Origin of the sequence: Teichococcus coralli, from assembly GCF_009829925.1 — a bacterium.
GTDB lineage: Bacteria > Pseudomonadota > Alphaproteobacteria > Acetobacterales > Acetobacteraceae > Pseudoroseomonas > Pseudoroseomonas coralli.
Genome location: NZ_SNVJ01000035.1, coordinates 1 through 18,965 on the forward strand (window position 1 = coordinate 1; position 18,965 = coordinate 18,965).

Sequence of the window (18,965 nt, forward strand, 5' to 3'; positions counted from 1 at the left end):
TGTTCCGCTCAAACTTAGCTTTCGCCATCGTCTTCGTCCCCGATCGGGTGTCGTTACCAGCGGTAGTGGCTGAAGGCCTTGTTAGCCTCGGCCATCCGGTGCGTGTCCTCGCGCTTCTTCACGGCCGTGCCGCGGTTGTTCGCCGCGTCCATCAGCTCGGAAGAAAGGCGCTCTTCCATCGTGTGCTCGCCGCGCTTGCGCGCGGACTCGATCAGCCAGCGGATCGCCAGCGCCTGGCGGCGCTCCGGCCGGACCTCGACGGGCACCTGATAGGTGGCGCCGCCCACGCGGCGGGAGCGCACCTCGACCGCCGGCTTCACGTTGTCCATGGCCTCATGGAACAGGCGCAGGGGGTCACTGTTCGGACCACCGCGGCGCTTCAGGGTGTCCATGGCGGCATAGACGATCCGCTCGGCGGTGCTCTTCTTGCCGTCATACATCAGCACGTTCATGAAACGGCTGAGCACGATGTCCCCGAACTTCGGGTCCGGCAGGACTTCTCGCCTCTCGGCGCTGTGGCGACGCGACATCGCTTCTACCTCTTACTTCGGCCGCTTCGCGCCATACAGCGAGCGCCGCTTGCGCCGCTTGGCGATGCCCTGCGTGTCCAGCACGCCGCGCAGGATGTGGTAGCGCACGCCGGGAAGATCCTTCACGCGGCCGCCGCGGATCAGCACCACCGAGTGCTCCTGCAGGTTGTGCCCCTCGCCCGGGATGTAGGAAACGACTTCGTAGCCGTTCACCAGGCGAACCTTGGCCACCTTACGCAGCGCGGAGTTCGGCTTCTTCGGAGTGGTGGTGTAAACGCGAGTGCAGACGCCACGCTTTTGCGGGCAGCCCTGCAGCGCCGGAACCTTGTTGCGGCTCGGCTTGGGCTCACGCCCGGTGGCGATGAGCTGGTTGATCGTCGGCATGACGCCCCTTCGTGCCCTTCTTCCAACGCCCAGGCCCCTTGCCAAGCAAGAGCGCCCGAGGGAACGGCGCGGTCGCGCCACCCATCGGGCCCTGTGTCCTGCCTCCGGCCTCGGCCTACCCAGAGGGCGGCGGCACCGGCGGCTCAGAACCTGTCGTCCAGAACTCCGCAGGCCGATCCAGGTAGGGATCGACCCCGTCGAGGGCGCGGAACCTACGCGCCGACCCCCCATGAGTCAAGCACGCCGCGCCCCCTAACGCGAGAATCCGGGCCCGCAACGGGCCCGGCTCCCATGCAGCCGACGCAGAGCGCGCCAGCCAGCTTCAGCTTGGCTGTGGAACAGGGCTCCCGCCCCGCGCCACAGCCCTTTCGTTACTCGGCGGCCTGGGTGCCGGGCCGCGGCAGCGCGCCCTGGCCCTGCGGCAGCCGCTGCCGGTCGCGCTGGGCGGCCAGCGCGCGCAGGCGGTTCATCACGGAGCCCGTGCCCGCCGGGATCAGGCGCCCGACGATGACGTTCTCCTTCAGTCCCGCCAGGTGATCGACCTTGCCGGCCACCGCCGCCTCGGTCAGCACCCGCGTCGTCTCCTGGAAGGAGGCGGCCGAGATGAAGCTGGTGGTCTGCAGCGAGGCCTTGGTGATGCCCTGCAGCACCGGCTCCGCCCGCGCCGGGCGCTCCTTGTTGGCGATGAGCTTCTCGTTCTCGATCTCGAACTCGATGCGCTCGACCGTCTCGCCGACCAGGAAGGTGGTGTCGCCCGGATCCAGGATCTCCACCTTCTGCAGCATCTGGCGGACGATCACCTCGATATGCTTATCGTTGATCTTCACGCCCTGCAGTCGATAGACGTCCTGGATCTCATTCACCAGGTAGTTCGCCAGCGCCTCCACGCCCAGCACCCGCAGGATGTCGTGCGGCACGCGCGGGCCGTCGACGAGCGGGTCGCCGGCCTTCACGTAGTCGCCTTCCTGCACCGAGACGTGCTTGCCCTTCGGCACCAGGTACTCGCGCGGGGTCGGCGGCTCGTCGCCCACCTGCTCCGGCACCACCAGGATGCGGCGCTTCGCCTTGTAGTCCTTGCCGAACTCCACGCGGCCGTCGATCTCGCTGATGATCGCGTGGTCCTTCGGCCGGCGCGCCTCGAACAGCTCGGCGACGCGCGGCAGACCGCCGGTGATGTCACGGGTCTTGGAGCTTTCACGCGGCAGGCGGGCGATCACGTCGCCGGCCTGCACCGAGGCCCCGTTCTCCACCGAGAGGATCGAGTCCGGCGAGAGGAAGTAGCGCGCCTCGGCCCCGTTCGCGAGCCGGACGATGTTGCCCTTCTCGTCCTTCAGGATGATGCGCGGCCGCAGGTCGGCGCCCTTGGCGGCCTGCTTGTAGTCCACCACCACCTTGGAGGAGAGGCCGGTCACCTCGTCCTGCCGCTCCACCAGCGTCACGCCCTCGATCAGGTCGGCGTATTCGACGGCGCCGCCCTTCTCGGTGATGATCGGCAGGGTGAAGGGGTCCCATTCGGCCAGCTTCTGGCCGCGGCTGACGGCCAGGCCATCCTCCGCCACCAGCAGGCGGGCGCCATAGGGCACACGGTAACGGGCGCGCTCGCGGCCGTTGGAGTCGCTGAGCACGATCTCGCAGTTCCGCGCCATCACGATGGCCGCGCCCTGGCTGTTGGCGACGACGTTGCGGTTCAGCACCACAACCGTGCCCTCGCCCGTCGCCTCCACCGCCGACTGCTCGGCGCCACGGGTCGCCGCGCCCCCGATGTGGAAGGTGCGCATGGTGAGCTGCGTGCCCGGCTCGCCGATCGACTGCGCCGCGATGACGCCCACGGCCTCGCCGATGTTCACCGGGGTGCCGCGCGCCAGGTCACGGCCGTAGCAGTGGCCGCAAACGCCCGAGCGCGCCTCGCAGGTCAGCACGGAGCGGATATAGACCTCCTCCACGCCCGACTTCTCGATGCGCTCGGCATCGGCTTCCTCGATCAGCGCGTTGCGCGGCAGCAGCACCTCGCCCGTGTCGGGGTGGGTGATCTCGCGCTGCACCGTCCGGCCCAGGATCCGCTCGGAGAGCGAGGAGACCACCTCGCCGCCATCCATCACGGCGCGCACGGTGATGCCGCGCTCGGTGCCGCAATCGTTCTCGACGATGATGCAGTCCTGCGCCACGTCCACCAGGCGGCGGGTCAGGTAGCCCGAGTTCGCCGTCTTCAGCGCGGTGTCGGCCAGGCCCTTGCGGGCGCCGTGCGTGGAGTTGAAGTACTCCAGCACCGTCAGGCCTTCCTTGAAGTTCGAGATGATCGGCTGCTCGATGATCTCGCCGCTCGGCTTGGCCATCAGGCCGCGCATGCCGGCAAGCTGGCGCATCTGCGCCGGCGAGCCACGGGCGCCGGAATGCGACATCATCCAGACGCTGTTGGTGACGCGGCCGATCTCCTGGCGGGAGATCTCCTTCATCATCGCCGTCGCCACCTCGTCGGTGCAGCGCGACCAGGCGTCGACCACCTTGTTGTAGCGCTCGCCGGCCGTGATCAGGCCGTCGAGGTACTGCTGCTCGAACTCCTTCACCTCGGCCTTGGTGCGGTTGATGAGCCCCTCCTTCTCGGCGGGGATCATCATGTCGTCCTTGCCGAAGGAGATGCCGGCCTTGGCCGCCTGGCGGAAGCCGAGCGACATCAGCCGGTCGGCGAAGATCACCGACTCCTTCTGGCCGCAATGGCGGTAGACCGCGTCCATGACGTCCGAGATGGACTTCTTGGTGAGCTGGCGGTTGACCAGGCTGTAGGGCGTCCGCGGGTCGCGCGGCAGCAGCGCTCCCATCATCATGCGCCCGGCCGTGGTCAGCACGGTCTCGCGGCGGCCGGCATTCTCCGCCGTCGGCGCCGGCACGCGGGCCATGACGGCCGTGTGCAGGGTGATGGCGCCGCTGGCCAGCGCCTGCTCCACCTCGCCCAGGTCGCCGAAGACGTGCGGACGGTGCAGCAGCGCCTTGCGCTCCGCCTCCGACAGCGCACCCTCGGCCTTGCCGGCGGCGCCCCCGATCAGCGCGCGGATCTGCTCCAGCTCCTGCTGGGCCTGCCGGAACTCCGGCGTCTCCAGCGAGAGGTAGTACAGGCCCAACACGATGTCCTGGCTCGGCACGATGATCGGCTTGCCGTTGGCCGGGCTGAGGATGTTGTTGGTGGACATCATCAGCACGCGCGCTTCCAGCTGGGCCTCGAGGCTCAGCGGGACGTGCACGGCCATCTGGTCGCCGTCGAAGTCGGCGTTGAAGGCGGTGCAGACCAGCGGGTGCAGCTGGATCGCCTTGCCCTCGACCAGCACCGGCTCGAAGGCCTGGATGCCCAGGCGGTGCAGCGTCGGCGCCCGGTTCAGCATCACCGGGTGCTCGCGGATAACCTCCTCGAGGATATCCCACACCTCCGGCCGCTCCTTCTCCACCATCCGCTTGGCGGCCTTGATGGTGGTGGCGTGGCCGTACTTCTCGAGCTTCGAGTAGATGAAGGGCTTGAACAGCTCCAGCGCCATCTTCTTCGGCAGGCCGCACTGGTGCAGCTTCATCTCCGGCCCGACGACGATCACCGAACGGCCGGAATAGTCAACGCGCTTGCCCAGCAGGTTCTGCCGGAACCGGCCCTGCTTGCCCTTCAGCATGTCGGAGAGCGACTTCAGCGGCCGCTTGTTGGCCCCCGTGATCGCCCGGCCGCGCCGGCCATTGTCGAACAGCGCGTCCACCGATTCCTGCAGCATGCGCTTCTCGTTGCGCACGATGATGTCCGGCGCGCGCAGCTCGATCAGCCGCTTCAGACGGTTGTTGCGGTTGATGACGCGGCGGTAGAGGTCGTTCAGGTCGGAGGTCGCGAAGCGGCCGCCGTCCAGCGGCACCAGCGGGCGCAGCTCGGGCGGGATCACCGGGATGACGTCAAGAATCATCCATTCCGGGCGGGCACCGCCCTCCTTGAACGACTCGATCATCTTCAGCCGCTTGACCAGCTTCTTGCGCTTGGCCTCGGAGGTCGTCTCCTTGAGATCGACGCGCAGCTGCGTGCTCTCGCGGTCCAGCTCGATGCCGGCCAGCATCTGCTTCACCGCCTCGGCACCGATGCCGACGGAGAAGGCGTCCTCGCCGAACTCGTCCTGTTTGTTGAGGTACTGCTCCTCGGTCAGCAACTGGTGCAGCTTCAGGTCGGTCAGACCCGGCTCCAGCACCACGTAGCTCTCGAAATAGAGCACCTTCTCCAGGTCCTTCAGCGACATGTCGACCATCAGGCCGACGCGCGAAGGCAACGACTTCATGAACCAGATATGCGCCACCGGCGAGGCCAGCTCGATATGGCCCATGCGCTCACGGCGCACCTTGGCCAGCGTGACCTCGACGCCGCACTTCTCGCAGATGATGCCGCGGAACTTCATCCGCTTGTACTTGCCGCACAGGCACTCGTAGTCCTTGATCGGACCAAAGATGCGCGCGCAGAAAAGCCCGTCCCGCTCCGGCTTGAAGGTGCGGTAGTTGATCGTCTCGGGCTTCTTGATCTCGCCATAGGACCAGGAGCGGATCTGCTCGGGCGAGGCGATGGTGATCTTGATCTGATCGAACGTCATCGCCTGGCCGGTCTGGCCCAGGATCTTCATCAGCTCGTTCATGCGGCCGTCCTCTCAAGGTGAGGCCGCCGCGCCGGGAAACTCCCGGCGCGGCTGAGCAACGTGTTTTGTTCGCGCATCGGCAGGGTCACGCCGGGCGGTTTTCCAGATCGACATTGAGGCCGAGCGACTTCAGCTCCTTCACCAGGACGTTGAAGGACTCCGGAATGCCGGCCTCGAAGTTGTCCTGGTCGCGCACGATGGCCTCGTACACCTTGGTGCGGCCGGACACGTCGTCCGACTTCACCGTCAGCATCTCCTGCAGGGTGTAGGCGGCGCCATACGCTTCCAGCGCCCAGACCTCCATCTCGCCGAAGCGCTGGCCGCCGAACTGCGCCTTGCCGCCCAGCGGCTGCTGGGTGACCAGGCTGTAGGGGCCGATGGACCGCGCGTGGATCTTGTCGTCCACCAGGTGGTGCAGCTTCAGCATGTAGATGTAGCCGACCGTGACCTTGCGCTCGAAGGGCTCGCCGGAGCGGCCATCGATCAGCGTGGTCTGCCCGGAGGTGTCGAGGCCCGCCTGGGAGAGCATGCCCTCGATGTCCGAGATCCGCGCGCCGTCGAAGACCGGGGTGGCGATGGGAACGCCCTTGCGGAGGTTGTCGCCCAGCTCGATGAGCTGCTCCTCGGTCATGTCCTCGATGTCGCGGTCGAAGATCTCCTCGCCGTAGACCTCGCGAAGCTTCTCGACCAGCGCCTCGCGCGCCGCGCCGGCCCGGCGGTAGTCCTCGACCAGCTCGCCGATGGACTTGCCGATATTGGCGCAGGCCCAGCCCAGATGGGTTTCCAGGATCTGGCCGATGTTCATGCGCGAGGGCACGCCCAGCGGGTTCAGCACCAGGTCCACCGAGGTGCCGTCCGGCAGGAAGGGCATGTCCTCCACGGGAACCACGCGGGAGACGACGCCCTTGTTGCCGTGGCGGCCGGCCATCTTGTCGCCCGGCTGCAGCTTGCGCTTCACCGCGATGAAGACCTTGACCATCTTCATCACGCCGGGCGGCAGCTCGTCGCCGCGCTGCAGCTTCTCCACCTTCGACTCGAAGCGCTTCTGCAGCCGCTCGACGGCCGCGTCGAACTCGCGCTTCAGCGCCTCGATCTCGACCATCACGGCGTCGTCCTGCACGCCGATCTGGCGCCAGGTGGCCTTGGCGAACTGGTCCAGCACCTCGTCGGTGATGGGCGTGCCCGCCTTGACGCCCTTGAAGCCGCCCGAAGCCTTTTGGTTCAGCAGCCGCTCACGCAGGCGCGAGTGGAAGCTGCGCTCCTGGATCGACTTCTCGTCGTCGCGGTCCTTGGCCAGCCGCTCGATCTCGGCGCGGTCGATCGCCATGGCGCGCTCGTCCTTGTCGACGCCGCGGCGATTGAACACGCGCACGTCCACCACCGTGCCCGTCGTGCCCGGGGGCAGGCGCAGCGAGGTGTCGCGCACGTCAGAGGCCTTCTCGCCGAAGATGGCGCGGAGCAGCTTCTCCTCCGGCGTCATCGGGCTCTCGCCCTTCGGCGTCACCTTGCCGACCAGGATGTCGCCCGGGTTCACCTCGGCGCCGACATAGACGATGCCGGCCTCGTCGAGGTTGCGCAGCGCCTCCTCGCCGACATTCGGGATGTCGCGGGTGATCTCCTCCTGGCCCAGCTTGGTGTCGCGGGCCATCACCTCGAATTCCTCGATGTGGATCGAGGTGAAGACGTCATCCTTCGCGATGCGCTCGCTGATCAGGATGGAGTCCTCGAAGTTGTACCCGTTCCACGGCATGAAGGCGACGAGCACGTTGCGGCCCAGCGCCAGCTCACCCAGCTCGGTGGAGGGGCCGTCGGCGATGATGTCGCCGGCCGCCACCTGGTCGCCCACCTTCACCAGCGGGCGCTGGTTGATGCAGGTGCTCTGGTTGGAGCGCTGGAACTTGCGCAGCCGGTAGATGTCGACGCCGCGGGTGGTGCCGTCCTCCGCGTTGGTCGCCCGCACCACGATGCGCGCGCCATCGATGCTGTCCACCACGCCGCCGCGCCGCGCCACGATGGTGGCGCCGGAGTCGCGGGCCACCGCGGCCTCCATGCCGGTGCCGACCAGCGGCGCGTCGGAACGCACCAGCGGCACCGCCTGCCGCATCATGTTGGAGCCCATCAGCGCGCGGTTGGCGTCATCGTTCTCCAGGAACGGGATCAGCGCCGCGGCGACGGAAACCAGCTGCTTGGGCGACACGTCGATCGCCGTCACCTCTTCCGGCTTCACCAGCCGGAAGTCGCCGCCCTGGCGGACGGAGACGAGGTCGGAGCGGAACTCGCCGGTGTCGTTGTCCACCTCGGCATCGGCCTGGGCGACAACGAGCTTCTCCTCCTCCATGGCGGAGAGGTAGCGCGGCTCGCCGGTGATCTTGCCGTCCCGCACCAGGCGGTACGGCGTCTCGATGAAGCCGTACTTGTTCACCTTCGCGAAGGTGGCGAGGCTGTTGATCAGGCCGATGTTCGGGCCTTCCGGCGTCTCGATCGGGCAGATCCGGCCGTAATGCGTCGGGTGCACGTCGCGCACCTCGAAGCCGGCGCGCTCGCGGGTCAGGCCGCCCGGGCCAAGCGCCGAGAGGCGCCGCTTGTGCGTCACCTCGGAGAGCGGGTTGGTCTGGTCCATGAACTGCGAGAGCTGCGAGGAGCCGAAGAACTCGCGCACCGCCGCCGCCGCCGGCTTGGCGTTGATCAGGTCATGCGGCATGACGGTGTCGATGTCGACCGACCCCATGCGCTCCTTGATCGCCCGCTCCATGCGCAGCAGGCCGACGCGGTACTGGTTCTCCATCAGCTCGCCGACCGAGCGCACCCGGCGGTTGCCGAGGTTGTCGATGTCGTCGATCTGGCCCTTGCCGTCCTTCAGCTCCAGCAGGGTGCGCACGGTGGCCAGGATGTCGGCCTTGCGCAGCACCCGCACCGTGTCCGGCACGTCGTCCAGGCTGAAGCCCAGCCGCATGTTCATCTTGACGCGGCCGACGGTGGAAAGGTCGTAGCGCTCGGCGTCGAAGAACAGGCCGCGGAACAGCGCCTCGGCCGTTTCCGGCGTCGGCGGCTCACCCGGGCGCATGACCCGGTAGATGTCCATCAAGGCCTCGTCGCGCGAGCCGTTCTTGTCCACCGCCAGGGTGTTGCGCAGCCAGGGACCCACGTTCTGGCCGGTCGCCAGGGTCGGCAGCCGGTCCAGCCCGGCCTGCTCGATGGCGGCCAGCTTCGGCTCGGTCAGCTCCTCGCCCGCCTCGGCCCAGATCTCGCCGGTGGCCAGGTCCACCAGGTCCTCGGCGACGAAGCGGCCGAGCAGGTCCGCGCGCCCGACCAGCACCTCCTTGGTGCCGGCCTCGGCGATCTTGCGGGCCAGGCGCGGCGTCAGCTTGACCTCGCGCTCGGCGACCACCTCGCCGCTCTCGGCGTCCACGAGGTTGTCCATCAGCTTCACGCCGCGGAAGGAATCCGGGTTGAAGGGCTGGCTCCAGCCCTTCGGCCCGCGGCTGAACACCACCTGCTCGTAGAAGGTGTTGAGGATTTCCTCGGCATCCATGCCGCGGACCTCGCCCGTCTCCAGATTGTCGCTCCGCTCGGCGCGCAGCGCCTCGGTGCGGGCGGAATCCAGGGCATAGAGCAGCGTCGTCGCCGGCAGCTTGCGCTTGCGGTCGATGCGGACGTAGCAGATGTCCTTGGCGTCGAACTCGAAGTCGAGCCAGGAGCCGCGATAGGGAATGACGCGCGCGGCGAAGAGATACTTGCCGCTGCTGTGCGTCTTGCCCTTGTCATGGTCAAAGAAAACGCCCGGGGAGCGGTGCATCTGCGAAACGATGACGCGCTCGGTGCCGTTGATGATGAAGGTGCCGTTGTCCGTCATGAGCGGCATGTCGCCCATGTAGACATCCTGCTCCTTGATGTCCCGGATGGAGCGGGAGCCGGTGTCCTCGTCCACGTCCCAGACGATCAGGCGCAGGCGCACCTTGAGCGGCGCGGCGAAGGTGAGCCCCCGCTGCATGCACTCGTCGACGTCGTATTTCGGCTCTTCGAGCTCGTACTGGACGAACTCCAGGCGGCCGCGCCCGGCAAAGTCGTCGATCGGGAAGACCGACTTGAACACTTCCTGGAGCCCGGTATTCGTACGGGCATCCGGGTCCACGCCCATTTGCAGGAAGCCTTCATAGGAGGCGCGCTGCACATCGATGAGGTTCGGCATCGGCGCCACCTCGGGCAGGCGCCCGAAAGACTTCCGGATGCGCTTCCGCCCGGTGAACGACTTCGTGATTGCGTTCATGCCCGTCCTGCTTCCCTTCGCTCCGGCCCAACCGCCCCGGCCGGCAGGTACCCGATCGTCGCATGCCACGAGATGGCCTCGCGCCACGCGGTCGCGGGCAGGGACCCGAGAGGATCCCCGCCCGTCTCGCATTCAGTCTTGCCCGGCCAGGCGGCACCCCAGGAGGCGCCGCAGGGCCGGAAAGCCCTCACTTGACCTCGACAGACGCCCCGTTCTCCTCGAGCACCTTCTTGATCTTCTCGGCCTCGTCCTTGGAAACGCCTTCCTTCACGGTCTTCGGCGCGCCCTCAACCAGATCCTTGGCCTCCTTCAGGCCCAGGCCGGTGATGGTGCGGATTTCCTTGATGACGTTGATCTTCTTGTCACCGGACTTCGCCAGGATGACCGTGAACTCGGTCTGCTCCTCGGCGGCCGGCGCAGCAGCGCCACCGCCAGCCGCCGGAGCGGCGGCAACAGCTGCCGGAGCAGCGGCGGAAACGCCCCACTTCTCCTCCAGCAGCTTGGAAAGCTCGGCGGCTTCCAGAACGGTCAGGCTGGAGAGCTCGTCAACCAGCTTCGCGAGATCGGCCATGGTTTTCTATCCTTCGATGTAGTCGCTTGGCATGTTGAATGCAATCCCCGGCGCCGCGCGGGCCCCGGAGCTGTCTTCCGCAAAAGGCGCCGCTCAGGCCGCCTCGTCCTTCTTGGCGTAAGCCGCCAGCACTCGTGCCACCTGGCCGCCGGGCGCCTGAAGCACGCCGGCGATGCGCGTCGCGGGGGTCTGGATGAGACCCACCAGCTGCGCGCGCAGGGTTTCGAGCGAGGGCAGGGAAGCCAGCGCCTTCACGCCATCGGCGTTCAGCGTCTGCTCACCCAGCGCCCCGCCCAGGATCACGAACTTGTCGTTACCCTTGGCGAACTCCGTGGCCGTCTTCGCCACCGCCACCGGGTCCGTCGACCACGCGAGCGCGGTCGGGCCCTTCAGCAGCGGCGAGATGCCCTGGAAGCGAGTGCCGTCGAGGGCGAGGGTGGCCAGCCGGTTCTTCGCGACCTTATACGTCGCGCCCGCCGCCCGCATCTGGCGCCGCAGGTTACTCACCTCCGCGACCGTCATGCCCTTGTTCTGGGCGACGAGCACGAAGGAGGTATCCGCGAACACCTCCGCGAGGGAGGCAACGAACGCACGCTTCTCCGTACGATCCAACTCCCGTCTCCAAACGGTGACCGGCCCTTGTGGAGGGGGACCGGCCGGTTCACACGGGGGCGGAGCCGGGCCAATCGCCCCGGCACGCCCCGGTTCGCCTGTCTGAGTCTGCGGAAGACCAAGCCCATCCCGCCGGGCCGCGCGAAGCGCGGCACCGGCCGGCGATCTCTCGGCATCCCCATCTCACGCCTGCGGAGCCGACTGCTCCCTTAGGGCCCGCCAACCGGGCCACATGCGCTCTCGGACAGGTTCCGGGGACCACGGCCTGCGCCGCGGCCCCCTGCCCGCGCGCCACCCGCAGGCGGCGCGCGTATCTCTCTTCAGCCCCGGCTCAGGCCGAGGCGGCCAGCGAGGCGAGGTCCACCTTCAGGCCAGGGCCCATGGAGGAGGACACGGCCACCTTCTTCAAATAGGTGCCCTTGGCGCCGGTCGGCTTGGCGCGCTGGATCGCCTCGATGAAGGCGCGCGCGTTCTCGACCAGCTTCTCCTCGGCGAAGGAGACCTTGCCGATGCCGGCATGCACGATGCCCGCCTTCTCGGCGCGGAACTCCACCTGGCCGGCCTTGGCGGCCTGCACGGCGCCCTTCACGTCCATCGTGACGGTGCCCAGGCGGGGGTTCGGCATCAGGCCGCGCGGGCCGAGGATCTTACCGAGCCGGCCCACCAGGCCCATCATGTCGGGCGTGGCGATGCAGCGGTCGAAGTTGATGTTGCCTTCCTGCACCGCGGCGGCGAGGTCGTCCGCGCCCACCACGTCGGCGCCGGCGGCCAGCGCCTCCTCGGCCTTAGGGCCGCGGGCGAAGACGCCCACGCGCACCGTCTTGCCGGTGCCGTTCGGCAGGCCGACCACGCCGCGCACCATCTGGTCGGCATGGCGCGGGTCGATGCCCAGGTTCATCGAGATCTCGATGGTCTCGTCGAACTTCGCCTTGGCGCTGGCCTTCAGCGTCGCGATGGCCTCGGCCAGCGCATACTGCTTGTCACGGTCCAGACCAGCATAGATCGCCTTCAGACGCTTGCCCTGCTTGGCCATGCGCTCAGCCCTCCACCACGGACATGCCCATCGAGCGGGCGGAGCCGGCCAGCATGCGCACGGCGGCCTCAACGTCGTTGGCGTTCATGTCCTTCATCTTGGTCGCCGCGATCTCGCGCAGCTGCGCCTTGGTCACGCGGCCCACCACGCCACCCTTACCCGGAGTCTGGCTGCCCTTTTCGAGCTTGGCCGCCTTCAGCAGGAAGTAGGTGTTCGGGGGCGTCTTGGTGACGAAGGAGAAGGTGCGGTCGGAATAAGCCGTGATGACGACCGGCGTCGGCGTGCCGGGCTCCATCTGCTGCGTCGCCGCGTTGAATTCCTTCACGAACTGCATGATGTTCAGGCCGCGCTGACCCAGCGCAGGGCCCACCGGCGGCGAGGGGTTCGCCTTGCCGGCCGGGATCTGCAGCTTGATGTAGCCGGTGATCTTCTTAGCCATGATCCGTCCTCTGTGCTCTCAGAGGCGCGCGGTTCTGGCGGCCCAGCCTGTGGGCGAGGGCCTCCCGCGTCCCTGAAAAAACGCCGCGACCACCCGGCCGCGCAACGCGCGGCCATGGGAGGAGACGGCGGAGGCGGCCCTATACCTGCCGAAAGGGGGAGAGTCCAGACAATCGCGCACCGCGCCTTGCGCATGGCTCCCGCGAGCCGCGGCGCGCGTCTGCCGCCCCTCCCCTGATGCCGGCCCTCTCCGGCCCCGCCGCGGTTCCGGCGGTGCGGAACCCACCCGTGCCCGCCCTCGTTCCCTCCGCAGGAGCGGGGTGATGTCCATCCCCGCCTCACCGATAGTGGGTATCGGCAAACTGGATGCCGTCAGGTTTTGAACCCCAACAATGAGCTTGCTATCTTTCTCCCATGTCGTTCTCCGCCCCTCCGCCTTCGCCGGCCCTGCCCACCGCCCGGGCCGCGGCGGCGCGCCCTGCGCCCCGGCGGGCGGCCATTGAGGAGCGGCCCCTTCTTGCCGCAGCGCTCCCGCCGGCCGGCCCGCCGTCCTCCGCGTGGCAGGAGGGGCGCTGATGCCCGCCTTCCCCGGTCGCGCCGACTGGCTCTTCTCGCTGCGCAGCTTCGCGGCGGCCACGCTGGCGCTCTGGATCGCCTTCTCGCTGGACCTGCCGCGCCCCTACTGGGCGGTGGGCACCGTCTACATCGTATCGCAGACCTTTGCCGGCGCCTTGCGCGCCAAGGCGCTCTGGCGCCTGGTCGGCACCTTCTGCGGCGGGGCCTTCTCGGTCCTGGTGATGCCCGCCCTGATCAACGAGCCGATCCTCTTCTCCCTGGCGGTGGCGCTCTGGATCGGCCTCTGCCTCGCCGCCTCGCTCTACGACCCGACGCAACGCTCCTACGGCTTCCTGCTTTCGGGCTACACCGCCGCGCTGATCTGCTTTCCGATCGTGGACCATCCCGGAACCATTTTCGACACCGCCATCTACCGCGTCGTCGAGACCAGCCTGGGCATCCTCTGCGCGCTGCTGTTGCACGGCTTCCTGTTTCCCCGCCCTTCCGCTCCCCGGCTCCTGGCCGCCACCCAGGCCTGGCTGAAGGACCTGGCCCGCTACGGCGCCGACAGCCTGACCTCGCCCCACGACCCCGCCCGCTTCTCCGCCGAGCGGCGCCGAATCGGCCGCGACGGCGCCGCGCTGTTCGTGCTGTTCCAGCAGGCCCGCTATGAGGCGCCGGGTCGCGGCGCGCAGCTTCTCTGGCTGCCCCGGCTGCACGAGCGCGCCCGCGCGCTGCCCACCTTGCTGACCGCCATCGGCGAACGGGTGCGCACCCTCGCTGCCCTGGACCCTGCGGCGGCCGCAGCGCTGCGCCCCTTGCTGGCCGACATGGCCGGGTGGATGGCGCACAGCATCGAGGCCCCTGCCGGACCGGCCCGCACCCTTTCGGCGCACCGGATGGAGGGGCGGCTGCGGGAGGTGGAGCAGCTCGACATTCCGGCCGATCCCTGGGCGGCGCTGGTGCGGGAGGGCCTGCTGGAGCGGCTGCGGGAACTGGTCGGGCAATGGCGCGAATGCCGCCTCCTGACCGAGCGCCTGCTGGCCGCGCGGCCGCAGGAGCCGGCCCCCAGCGACCCAGCCCGCCCGCCCGGCCATGTCGATCCGCTGCTGGTCGGCCTTTCCGGCCTGGCGGCCGGGCTGGCGCTGCTGCTCGGCTGCGCCTTCTGGATCGGCACCGGCTGGGCGCACGGCTCCAGCGTGCCGATGATGGGGGCGGTGGCGCTCTGCATCTTCGGCCAGTTCGACGACCCGGCCCCGGCCCTGAAGAAGTTCATCGCCGGCTCGCTGCTCGCCGTGCTGATCGCCGGGCTCTACCAGTTCGCCGTTCTGCCGATGATCGACGGCTTTCCGCTGCTGATCCTGGCCCTGGCGCCCACCTACCTGGTCGCGGGCGCGCTGATCGCCCAGCCGGCGACCATGGGTCCGGCGCTGGCCGTCGCCGTCACCACGCCTACCGTGATGAGCCTGCAGGAGATCTACTCGCCCGCGGCGGACTTCGCGACCTACCTGGACGGCGGCCTCGCCACGGCGGCCGGCCTGGTTCTGGCCCTGGCCGTCGCCCGCCTGGTCCGTTCCTTCGGCGTGTCCTGGCGCGTGCGCCGGCTGGTGGCGGCCGACCGGCGCGACCTGGCCAGCATGGCCGAAGGCCGTGCCCCGGCCGACCTGCGCCGCATCCTCGGCGTGATGCTGGACCGCTTCGAGGCCCTGGCCGCCCGGCTTTCCGCGATCGACGCGCAGACCGTGCGGCTGACCGAGCTGGCCGACCTGCGCGCCGCGGTGAACGTGCTGCGGCTGCGCGAAGGCATGGCCGGGCTGCCGGCCCCCGCCCGCGCCGCCACGGAGGCCATCCTGGCGGCGGTGGCGGCCGAGGCGCGCGGCCGCCTGCCCGCCTCCGCCCTGCTGGAGCGGCTGGACGCGGCCCTGCTCGCCTGCATGGCGGCGGGAACGCGGACCGCCCGCCGTGCCACGCTGGCCCTTTCCGGCCTGCGCCTCGCCCTTTTCCCCGACGCCGCTCCTCCCGCCCTCCGGCCCGGCGACGCGCCCCGGCCGGAGCCCGCCAGGAACCTCGTCGCATGATCGCAGAGCTCGACCTTTACGGCATCTTCCTGCCGGCCCTGCTGGTCTGGGCGCTGCTTGCCTATCCCGTCACGCTGCTGCTGCGCTGGGCGCTGCGGCGCCTCGGCCTTGACCGCTGGATCTGGCACCCGCCGCTTTTCGAACTCGCCCTGTTCGTCCTCGTGCTCGGCGGCATCACCGCCGCTTCGGAGTTCGTCCTGTCATGAAGCCGTTCTTTGCCCGCCTGGTGCAGGTCGCCGTCACCCTGCTGCTGGTCAGCGCGGCGGTGGTCGTGGCGTGGCAGCTCTGGCGCTACTACATGGAGGCGCCCTGGACGCGGGACGGGCGGGTGCGGGCCGACATCATCGGCGTCGCGCCCGATGTCTCCGGCTTCGTGGCCGAGGTGCTGGTCGCCGACAACGCCGCCATCCGCAAGGGCGAGCCGCTGTTCCGGCTGGACCGCGCGCGGTTCCAGCTCGCCCTGCAGCAGGCCGAGGCGGTGGTGGAGAGCCGCGCCGCCAACCTGGCGCAGGCCCGCCGCGACGAGCGCCGCTACGACCGGCTGGACGAGGGCATCGTCTCCGTGCAGAAGCGCGAGCAGGCGCAGGCGCAGGCCGCCGCGGCCCAGGGCGCCTGGCAGGAGGCGGTCGCCGCACGGGACGTGGCGAGGCTGAACCTGGAGCGCACCGAGATCCGCGCCCCCGCCGACGGCACCATCACCAACCTGACGCTCCGACCAGGCGCCTACGTCGCCGCCGGCAGCCCCGTCCTGGCCCTGGTGGACGCCGGCAGCCTGCACGTGCAGGGCTACTTCGAGGAAACCAAGCTGCCCCGCATCCATGTCGGCGACCCCGTGGAGGTGCGGCTGATGGGCCTGCCGGGCACCTCCCTTCCCGGCCATGTGGAAAGCATCGCCGGCGGCGTCGCCGACCGCGAGCAGACCAGCGGCCTGGTGGCCAGCGTGAACCCCACCTTCTCCTGGGTGCGGCTGGCCCAGCGCATCCCGGTGCGGGTGCGGCTGGACAAGGTGCCGGACGGCATCCGCCTGATCCCCGGCCGCACCGCCACCGTGGTGGTCATGCCCAACGGCGAAAAGCCGAGCCTGTTCGGCTCGCTGACAAGGCTGGGAGAATAAGGGCCTGTTCGCGAATTCCCGGCGGAAGCCCGGGCAGGAAGTGAACGCCCCTTAGCGCTTCCTTTTTCCGGCGGCTTTCCGGCCTTGGCGGCGGCGGCGGCATTCCTGGGCGCCCGGGCGGGGCCGGGAGGGTTTCCGCTCCGTCGCGCGCAGCCAGGCCCAGGAGGCCGAGGAAAAAGAAAGAAGAGAGGGTCCGCGGGGAGGGAATTCCTTCTTCCCTGGCGGCGGTTCAGCCACGCACCGGCAGGTCCAGCAGCTCCGCCAGCCTGCGCGCGTTTTCCGCCGGCGTCCGCATGCCGGGGTCGAACACCTGCTCGGAGAAGGCCCGCTCGGCATAGCCTTCGGCGTACATGTCCGGGATGCGCCGCCGCTCCGCCTCGGAAAGCGCGCGGCCGCCGCGCTCGGTCAGCGCGACCTCCAGCGGCGGCGCCAGCGTCACCACGCGCAGCCGGGCGCCGCGCGCCGCGCAGGCGGAGCACAGGCAGCGGTAGCCGGCCTCGTCCAGCGGATAGGCCACCACCAGCCAGGGCGCCTGGCTGGTGGCGATGGCGGCGGCGATGCGCTGCAGCGCGCCGGCCCAGCGCCTCTCGCGCGGCAGGTTGCCCGGCAGCCCGTGCTCGTCGCCCTCGATGAAGGCGGCACCGGGCAGCAGCGCCGCCAGCGCGCGCCCGATGCTGCTCTTGCCGCTGTTGACCGGCCCGCTCAGGTGCAGCACCACGGGCTCGCGCAGGGTGAAGGCGGCCTCGCGCAGCCGCAGCGCGCGGCGCGCGGCGAATCCTGTCAGCCCGCCCACCAGCAACGCCAGGACGACGCCGCCCACCAGCGTCTCCTCCGCCACCGGCAGGCCGGCGAGCAGCCAGGCCGGCCCTTCCTTCGGCAGGAACTCCAGGCGCGGCGGCAGGATCAGCCGGCCAAGGGCGAACTCGGCCGGCAGCAGGAAGGCATGGGTGAGCGGGTTGCCGAGCGCCAGGCAGGCGGCTGCCGCGACCGGCAGGCTGCCGCCCAGCATCCAGGCGAAGGCGGCAGCGAAGATCAGGTGCAGCCCGAAGGCCGGCAGCATGGCCGCGGCCCCGCCGGCGGCGATGCCGCGGGCGATGCGCCCGGCGCCCTCCGGCGAATCCAGCAGCGCGACCCAGCCCGCCCGCAACCGCCCGATCAGGGCGCGCGGGCGGAAGGCCTCAGAGCTTCTCGACCTGGCCGTATTCCAGCTCCACCGGCGTGGCGCGGCCGAAGATGGAGACCGAGACCTTCACGCGGCCGCGCTCCTCGTCCACCTCTTCCACCGTGCCGTTGAAGCTGGTGAAGGGACCGTCGGCGACGCGCACCTGCTCGCCCACCTCGTAGACCACGGCGGGACGCTTCGGCTTCTCGACGCCTTCCTGCACCTGCTGCACGATGCGCAGCGCCTCGGCCTCGCTGATCGGGCTTGGCCGGTTGCGGGCGCCAAGGAAGCCGGTGACCTTCGGCGTGTCCTTCACCAGGTGCCAGGCCTCGTCCGACATCTGCATCTTCACCAGCACATAGCCGGGGAAGAACTTGCGCTCGGAGTTCACCTTCTGGCCGCGGCGTACCTCCGTCACCTCCTCGGAGGGGACGAGGATGTCGCCGAACCTGTCGGCGAGGCCCTTCTGCGCGGCCTGCTCCTTGATCTGCTGGGCGATCTTCTTTTCGAAGCCCGAATAGACGTGAACGACGTACCACTTCATGTCGGCCATGGATCTCGCTCCGCCTTACGCGCCGAAACCGAACAGCAGACCCACCAGGAACTGGATGAGCTTGTCGGTCAGCAGAAAGAACACCGCGGCCACGGCGGACAGCGCCAGGACCAGGCCGGTGGTGATCAGCGTCTCCTTGCGCGTCGGCCAGGTGACGCGGGCCACCTCCTGCCGCACCTCGCGGATGAACAGCGCGGGATTGAGCTTCGCCAAAATCGCTACCCCAGTTGAATGGCCGGAAACGCTTCGCGGGCGGCATCCGGACCGGAGCCACCCCGCAAGACACCCGGCCCCGCACGGCCAAAGGCAGCACACTGGCAGGGGCGGAGGGTCTCGAACCCCCAACCTCCGGTTTTGGAGACCGGCGCTCTAGCCAATTGAGCTACGCCCCTGCGCGGCGCCAGCGCTGCGCGAGACCGCGTCTATAGGTCAGGGCAAGGCGTCTGTCGAGGGGCGCGGCAGCCGGAGCACCACCGTCCCGCCCAGCTTGTCGTGCCAGCATTGCCGGTGGCTGTCCCACAGCATCCAGAGATAGCCGAGGCAGAGCGGCAAGGTGGAAAGAATGTAGCCGAGGTAGCGCGCGAGCATGCGCGGAAAGGAGGGCCGGCCGCCCGTCCGCGCGTCCACGATGCGCAGGCCCAGCAGCAGCTTGCCCGGCGTGGCCAGCCGGCTCGCCCAGAACAGCAGCACGGCCAGACCCACGATCACCTGCACCATCAGTTCCCCGCCGAGGGAAGACCCTTCCTCCACCGGCAGGCCCTGCAAGGCATGGATGACGCCCTGCGCCACTTCCAGCAGGAGGGCCAGCATCCCGAACAGCAGCCCGTCAACGATCTGGGCCAGCAGGCGGCGGCCGAAGCCGGCATACCGGCAGTTGGCCCAGCCGGGCGGCAGCGAGGGGTCGAGGGGCATCGGCAGCTTCCGTTATGGCGCGGCGCGCGGGCACAAAAAAAGCGGGCCACCCGAAGGTGGCCCGCTCGCTGCGGCAATCGCGGAAGGCGATTACGCGCTGATGGAGGCGACGACGC

15 protein-coding genes and 1 tRNA gene are annotated in these 18,965 nt (G+C 69.4%); 3 read left to right on the plus strand and 13 right to left on the minus strand.

What is annotated here, in order from left to right:
- Window positions 1-53 precede the first annotated feature (53 nt).
- The 8 genes from rpsG to rplK form a co-directional block, all read right to left on the minus strand.
- On the minus strand, window positions 54-530 hold the full coding sequence (rpsG, locus tag E0493_RS21875) for a 30S ribosomal protein S7 (protein WP_160939395.1): 477 nt from the start codon (window positions 528-530) through the stop codon (window positions 54-56).
- 12 nt (window positions 531-542) lie between these two features.
- Entirely contained in the window at window positions 543-914 is a 372-nt protein-coding gene (gene rpsL, locus E0493_RS21880; RefSeq protein ID WP_160939396.1) for a 30S ribosomal protein S12, read from the minus strand.
- A gap of 371 nt (window positions 915-1,285) precedes the next feature.
- Window positions 1,286-5,554 carry a DNA-directed RNA polymerase subunit beta' gene (gene rpoC, locus E0493_RS21885; protein WP_160939397.1) on the minus strand — a complete coding sequence of 1,423 codons (4,269 nt, stop codon included), beginning with the start codon at window positions 5,552-5,554 and terminating at the stop codon, window positions 1,286-1,288.
- 85 nt (window positions 5,555-5,639) lie between these two features.
- Entirely contained in the window at window positions 5,640-9,821 is a 4,182-nt protein-coding gene (gene rpoB, locus E0493_RS21890) for a DNA-directed RNA polymerase subunit beta (RefSeq protein WP_160939398.1), read from the minus strand.
- Window positions 9,822-10,008: 187 nt separating this feature from the next.
- The gene (gene rplL, locus E0493_RS21895) at window positions 10,009-10,392 is read right to left on the minus strand and encodes a 50S ribosomal protein L7/L12 (RefSeq protein ID WP_160939399.1); all 384 of its coding nucleotides are present in this window, start codon (window positions 10,390-10,392) and stop codon (window positions 10,009-10,011) included.
- A 93-nt stretch (window positions 10,393-10,485) separates the two neighbouring features.
- Complete coding sequence (gene rplJ, locus E0493_RS21900; RefSeq protein WP_160939400.1) at window positions 10,486-11,004, minus strand: 50S ribosomal protein L10; 519 nt, start codon at window positions 11,002-11,004, stop codon at window positions 10,486-10,488.
- A 331-nt stretch (window positions 11,005-11,335) separates the two neighbouring features.
- The gene (rplA, locus tag E0493_RS21905) at window positions 11,336-12,037 is read right to left on the minus strand and encodes a 50S ribosomal protein L1 (RefSeq protein WP_160939401.1); all 702 of its coding nucleotides are present in this window, start codon (window positions 12,035-12,037) and stop codon (window positions 11,336-11,338) included.
- Between the two features lie 4 nt (window positions 12,038-12,041).
- A complete protein-coding gene (rplK, locus tag E0493_RS21910; RefSeq protein ID WP_160939402.1) occupies window positions 12,042-12,476 on the minus strand; it encodes a 50S ribosomal protein L11 in 435 nt (144 codons plus the stop codon).
- 574 nt (window positions 12,477-13,050) lie between these two features.
- Here rplK and E0493_RS21915 point away from each other — a divergent pair.
- From E0493_RS21915 to E0493_RS21925, 3 genes are read left to right on the plus strand one after another with little or no spacing between them, the layout of a single operon-like run.
- Window positions 13,051-15,108 (plus strand): FUSC family protein, encoded by a 2,058-nt coding sequence (locus E0493_RS21915; protein ID WP_160939403.1) that lies wholly within the window; start codon window positions 13,051-13,053, stop codon window positions 15,106-15,108.
- Complete coding sequence (locus E0493_RS21920) at window positions 15,105-15,314, plus strand: DUF1656 domain-containing protein (RefSeq protein ID WP_160939404.1); 210 nt, start codon at window positions 15,105-15,107, stop codon at window positions 15,312-15,314. Before E0493_RS21915 ends, E0493_RS21920 begins: the two co-directional genes overlap by 4 nt.
- A complete protein-coding gene (locus E0493_RS21925; RefSeq protein WP_160939405.1) occupies window positions 15,311-16,222 on the plus strand; it encodes an efflux RND transporter periplasmic adaptor subunit in 912 nt (303 codons plus the stop codon). Before E0493_RS21920 ends, E0493_RS21925 begins: the two co-directional genes overlap by 4 nt.
- A 229-nt stretch (window positions 16,223-16,451) precedes the next feature.
- Here E0493_RS21925 and E0493_RS21930 read toward each other — a convergent pair whose 3' ends face one another.
- The 5 genes from E0493_RS21930 to E0493_RS21950 all read right to left on the minus strand — a co-directional run bounded on the left by E0493_RS21930 (window position 16,452) and on the right by E0493_RS21950 (window position 18,849).
- Window positions 16,452-17,369 (minus strand): DUF2062 domain-containing protein, encoded by a 918-nt coding sequence (locus E0493_RS21930; RefSeq protein WP_235913963.1) that lies wholly within the window; start codon window positions 17,367-17,369, stop codon window positions 16,452-16,454.
- 31 nt (window positions 17,370-17,400) lie between these two features.
- The gene (gene nusG / locus E0493_RS21935) at window positions 17,401-17,937 is read right to left on the minus strand and encodes a transcription termination/antitermination protein NusG (RefSeq protein ID WP_160939406.1); all 537 of its coding nucleotides are present in this window, start codon (window positions 17,935-17,937) and stop codon (window positions 17,401-17,403) included.
- A gap of 15 nt (window positions 17,938-17,952) precedes the next feature.
- Window positions 17,953-18,150 carry a preprotein translocase subunit SecE gene (secE, locus tag E0493_RS21940; protein ID WP_160939407.1) on the minus strand — a complete coding sequence of 66 codons (198 nt, stop codon included), beginning with the start codon at window positions 18,148-18,150 and terminating at the stop codon, window positions 17,953-17,955.
- Window positions 18,151-18,252: 102 nt separating this feature from the next.
- Window positions 18,253-18,329: transfer RNA gene (locus E0493_RS21945), tRNA-Trp, on the minus strand.
- 37 nt (window positions 18,330-18,366) lie between these two features.
- Window positions 18,367-18,849: an RDD family protein gene (locus tag E0493_RS21950; protein WP_160939408.1), complete on the minus strand. Its 483-nt coding sequence runs from the start codon at window positions 18,847-18,849 to the stop codon at window positions 18,367-18,369.
- Between the last annotated feature and the right edge of the window lie 116 nt (window positions 18,850-18,965).

Excerpts from the sequence above, each read along its gene's own strand:
- rplL (WP_160939399.1), bottom strand. The coding sequence starts at position 10,392 with ATGGCCGATCTCGCGAAGCTGGTTGACGAGCTCTCCAGCCTGACCGTT.
- E0493_RS21920 (WP_160939404.1), top strand. The coding sequence starts at position 15,105 with ATGATCGCAGAGCTCGACCTTTACGGCATCTTCCTGCCGGCCCTGCTG.
- rpoC (WP_160939397.1), bottom strand. The coding sequence starts at position 5,554 with ATGAACGAGCTGATGAAGATCCTGGGCCAGACCGGCCAGGCGATGACG.
- nusG (WP_160939406.1), bottom strand. The coding sequence starts at position 17,937 with ATGGCCGACATGAAGTGGTACGTCGTTCACGTCTATTCGGGCTTCGAA.
- rpoB (WP_160939398.1), bottom strand. The coding sequence starts at position 9,821 with ATGAACGCAATCACGAAGTCGTTCACCGGGCGGAAGCGCATCCGGAAG.
- rplK (WP_160939402.1), bottom strand. The coding sequence starts at position 12,476 with ATGGCTAAGAAGATCACCGGCTACATCAAGCTGCAGATCCCGGCCGGC.
- E0493_RS21950 (WP_160939408.1), bottom strand. The coding sequence starts at position 18,849 with ATGCCCCTCGACCCCTCGCTGCCGCCCGGCTGGGCCAACTGCCGGTAT.
- rpsL (WP_160939396.1), bottom strand. The coding sequence starts at position 914 with ATGCCGACGATCAACCAGCTCATCGCCACCGGGCGTGAGCCCAAGCCG.
- rplA (WP_160939401.1), bottom strand. The coding sequence starts at position 12,037 with ATGGCCAAGCAGGGCAAGCGTCTGAAGGCGATCTATGCTGGTCTGGAC.
- E0493_RS21915 (WP_160939403.1), top strand. The coding sequence starts at position 13,051 with ATGCCCGCCTTCCCCGGTCGCGCCGACTGGCTCTTCTCGCTGCGCAGC.
- E0493_RS21925 (WP_160939405.1), top strand. The coding sequence starts at position 15,311 with ATGAAGCCGTTCTTTGCCCGCCTGGTGCAGGTCGCCGTCACCCTGCTG.
- rpsG (WP_160939395.1), bottom strand. The coding sequence starts at position 530 with ATGTCGCGTCGCCACAGCGCCGAGAGGCGAGAAGTCCTGCCGGACCCG.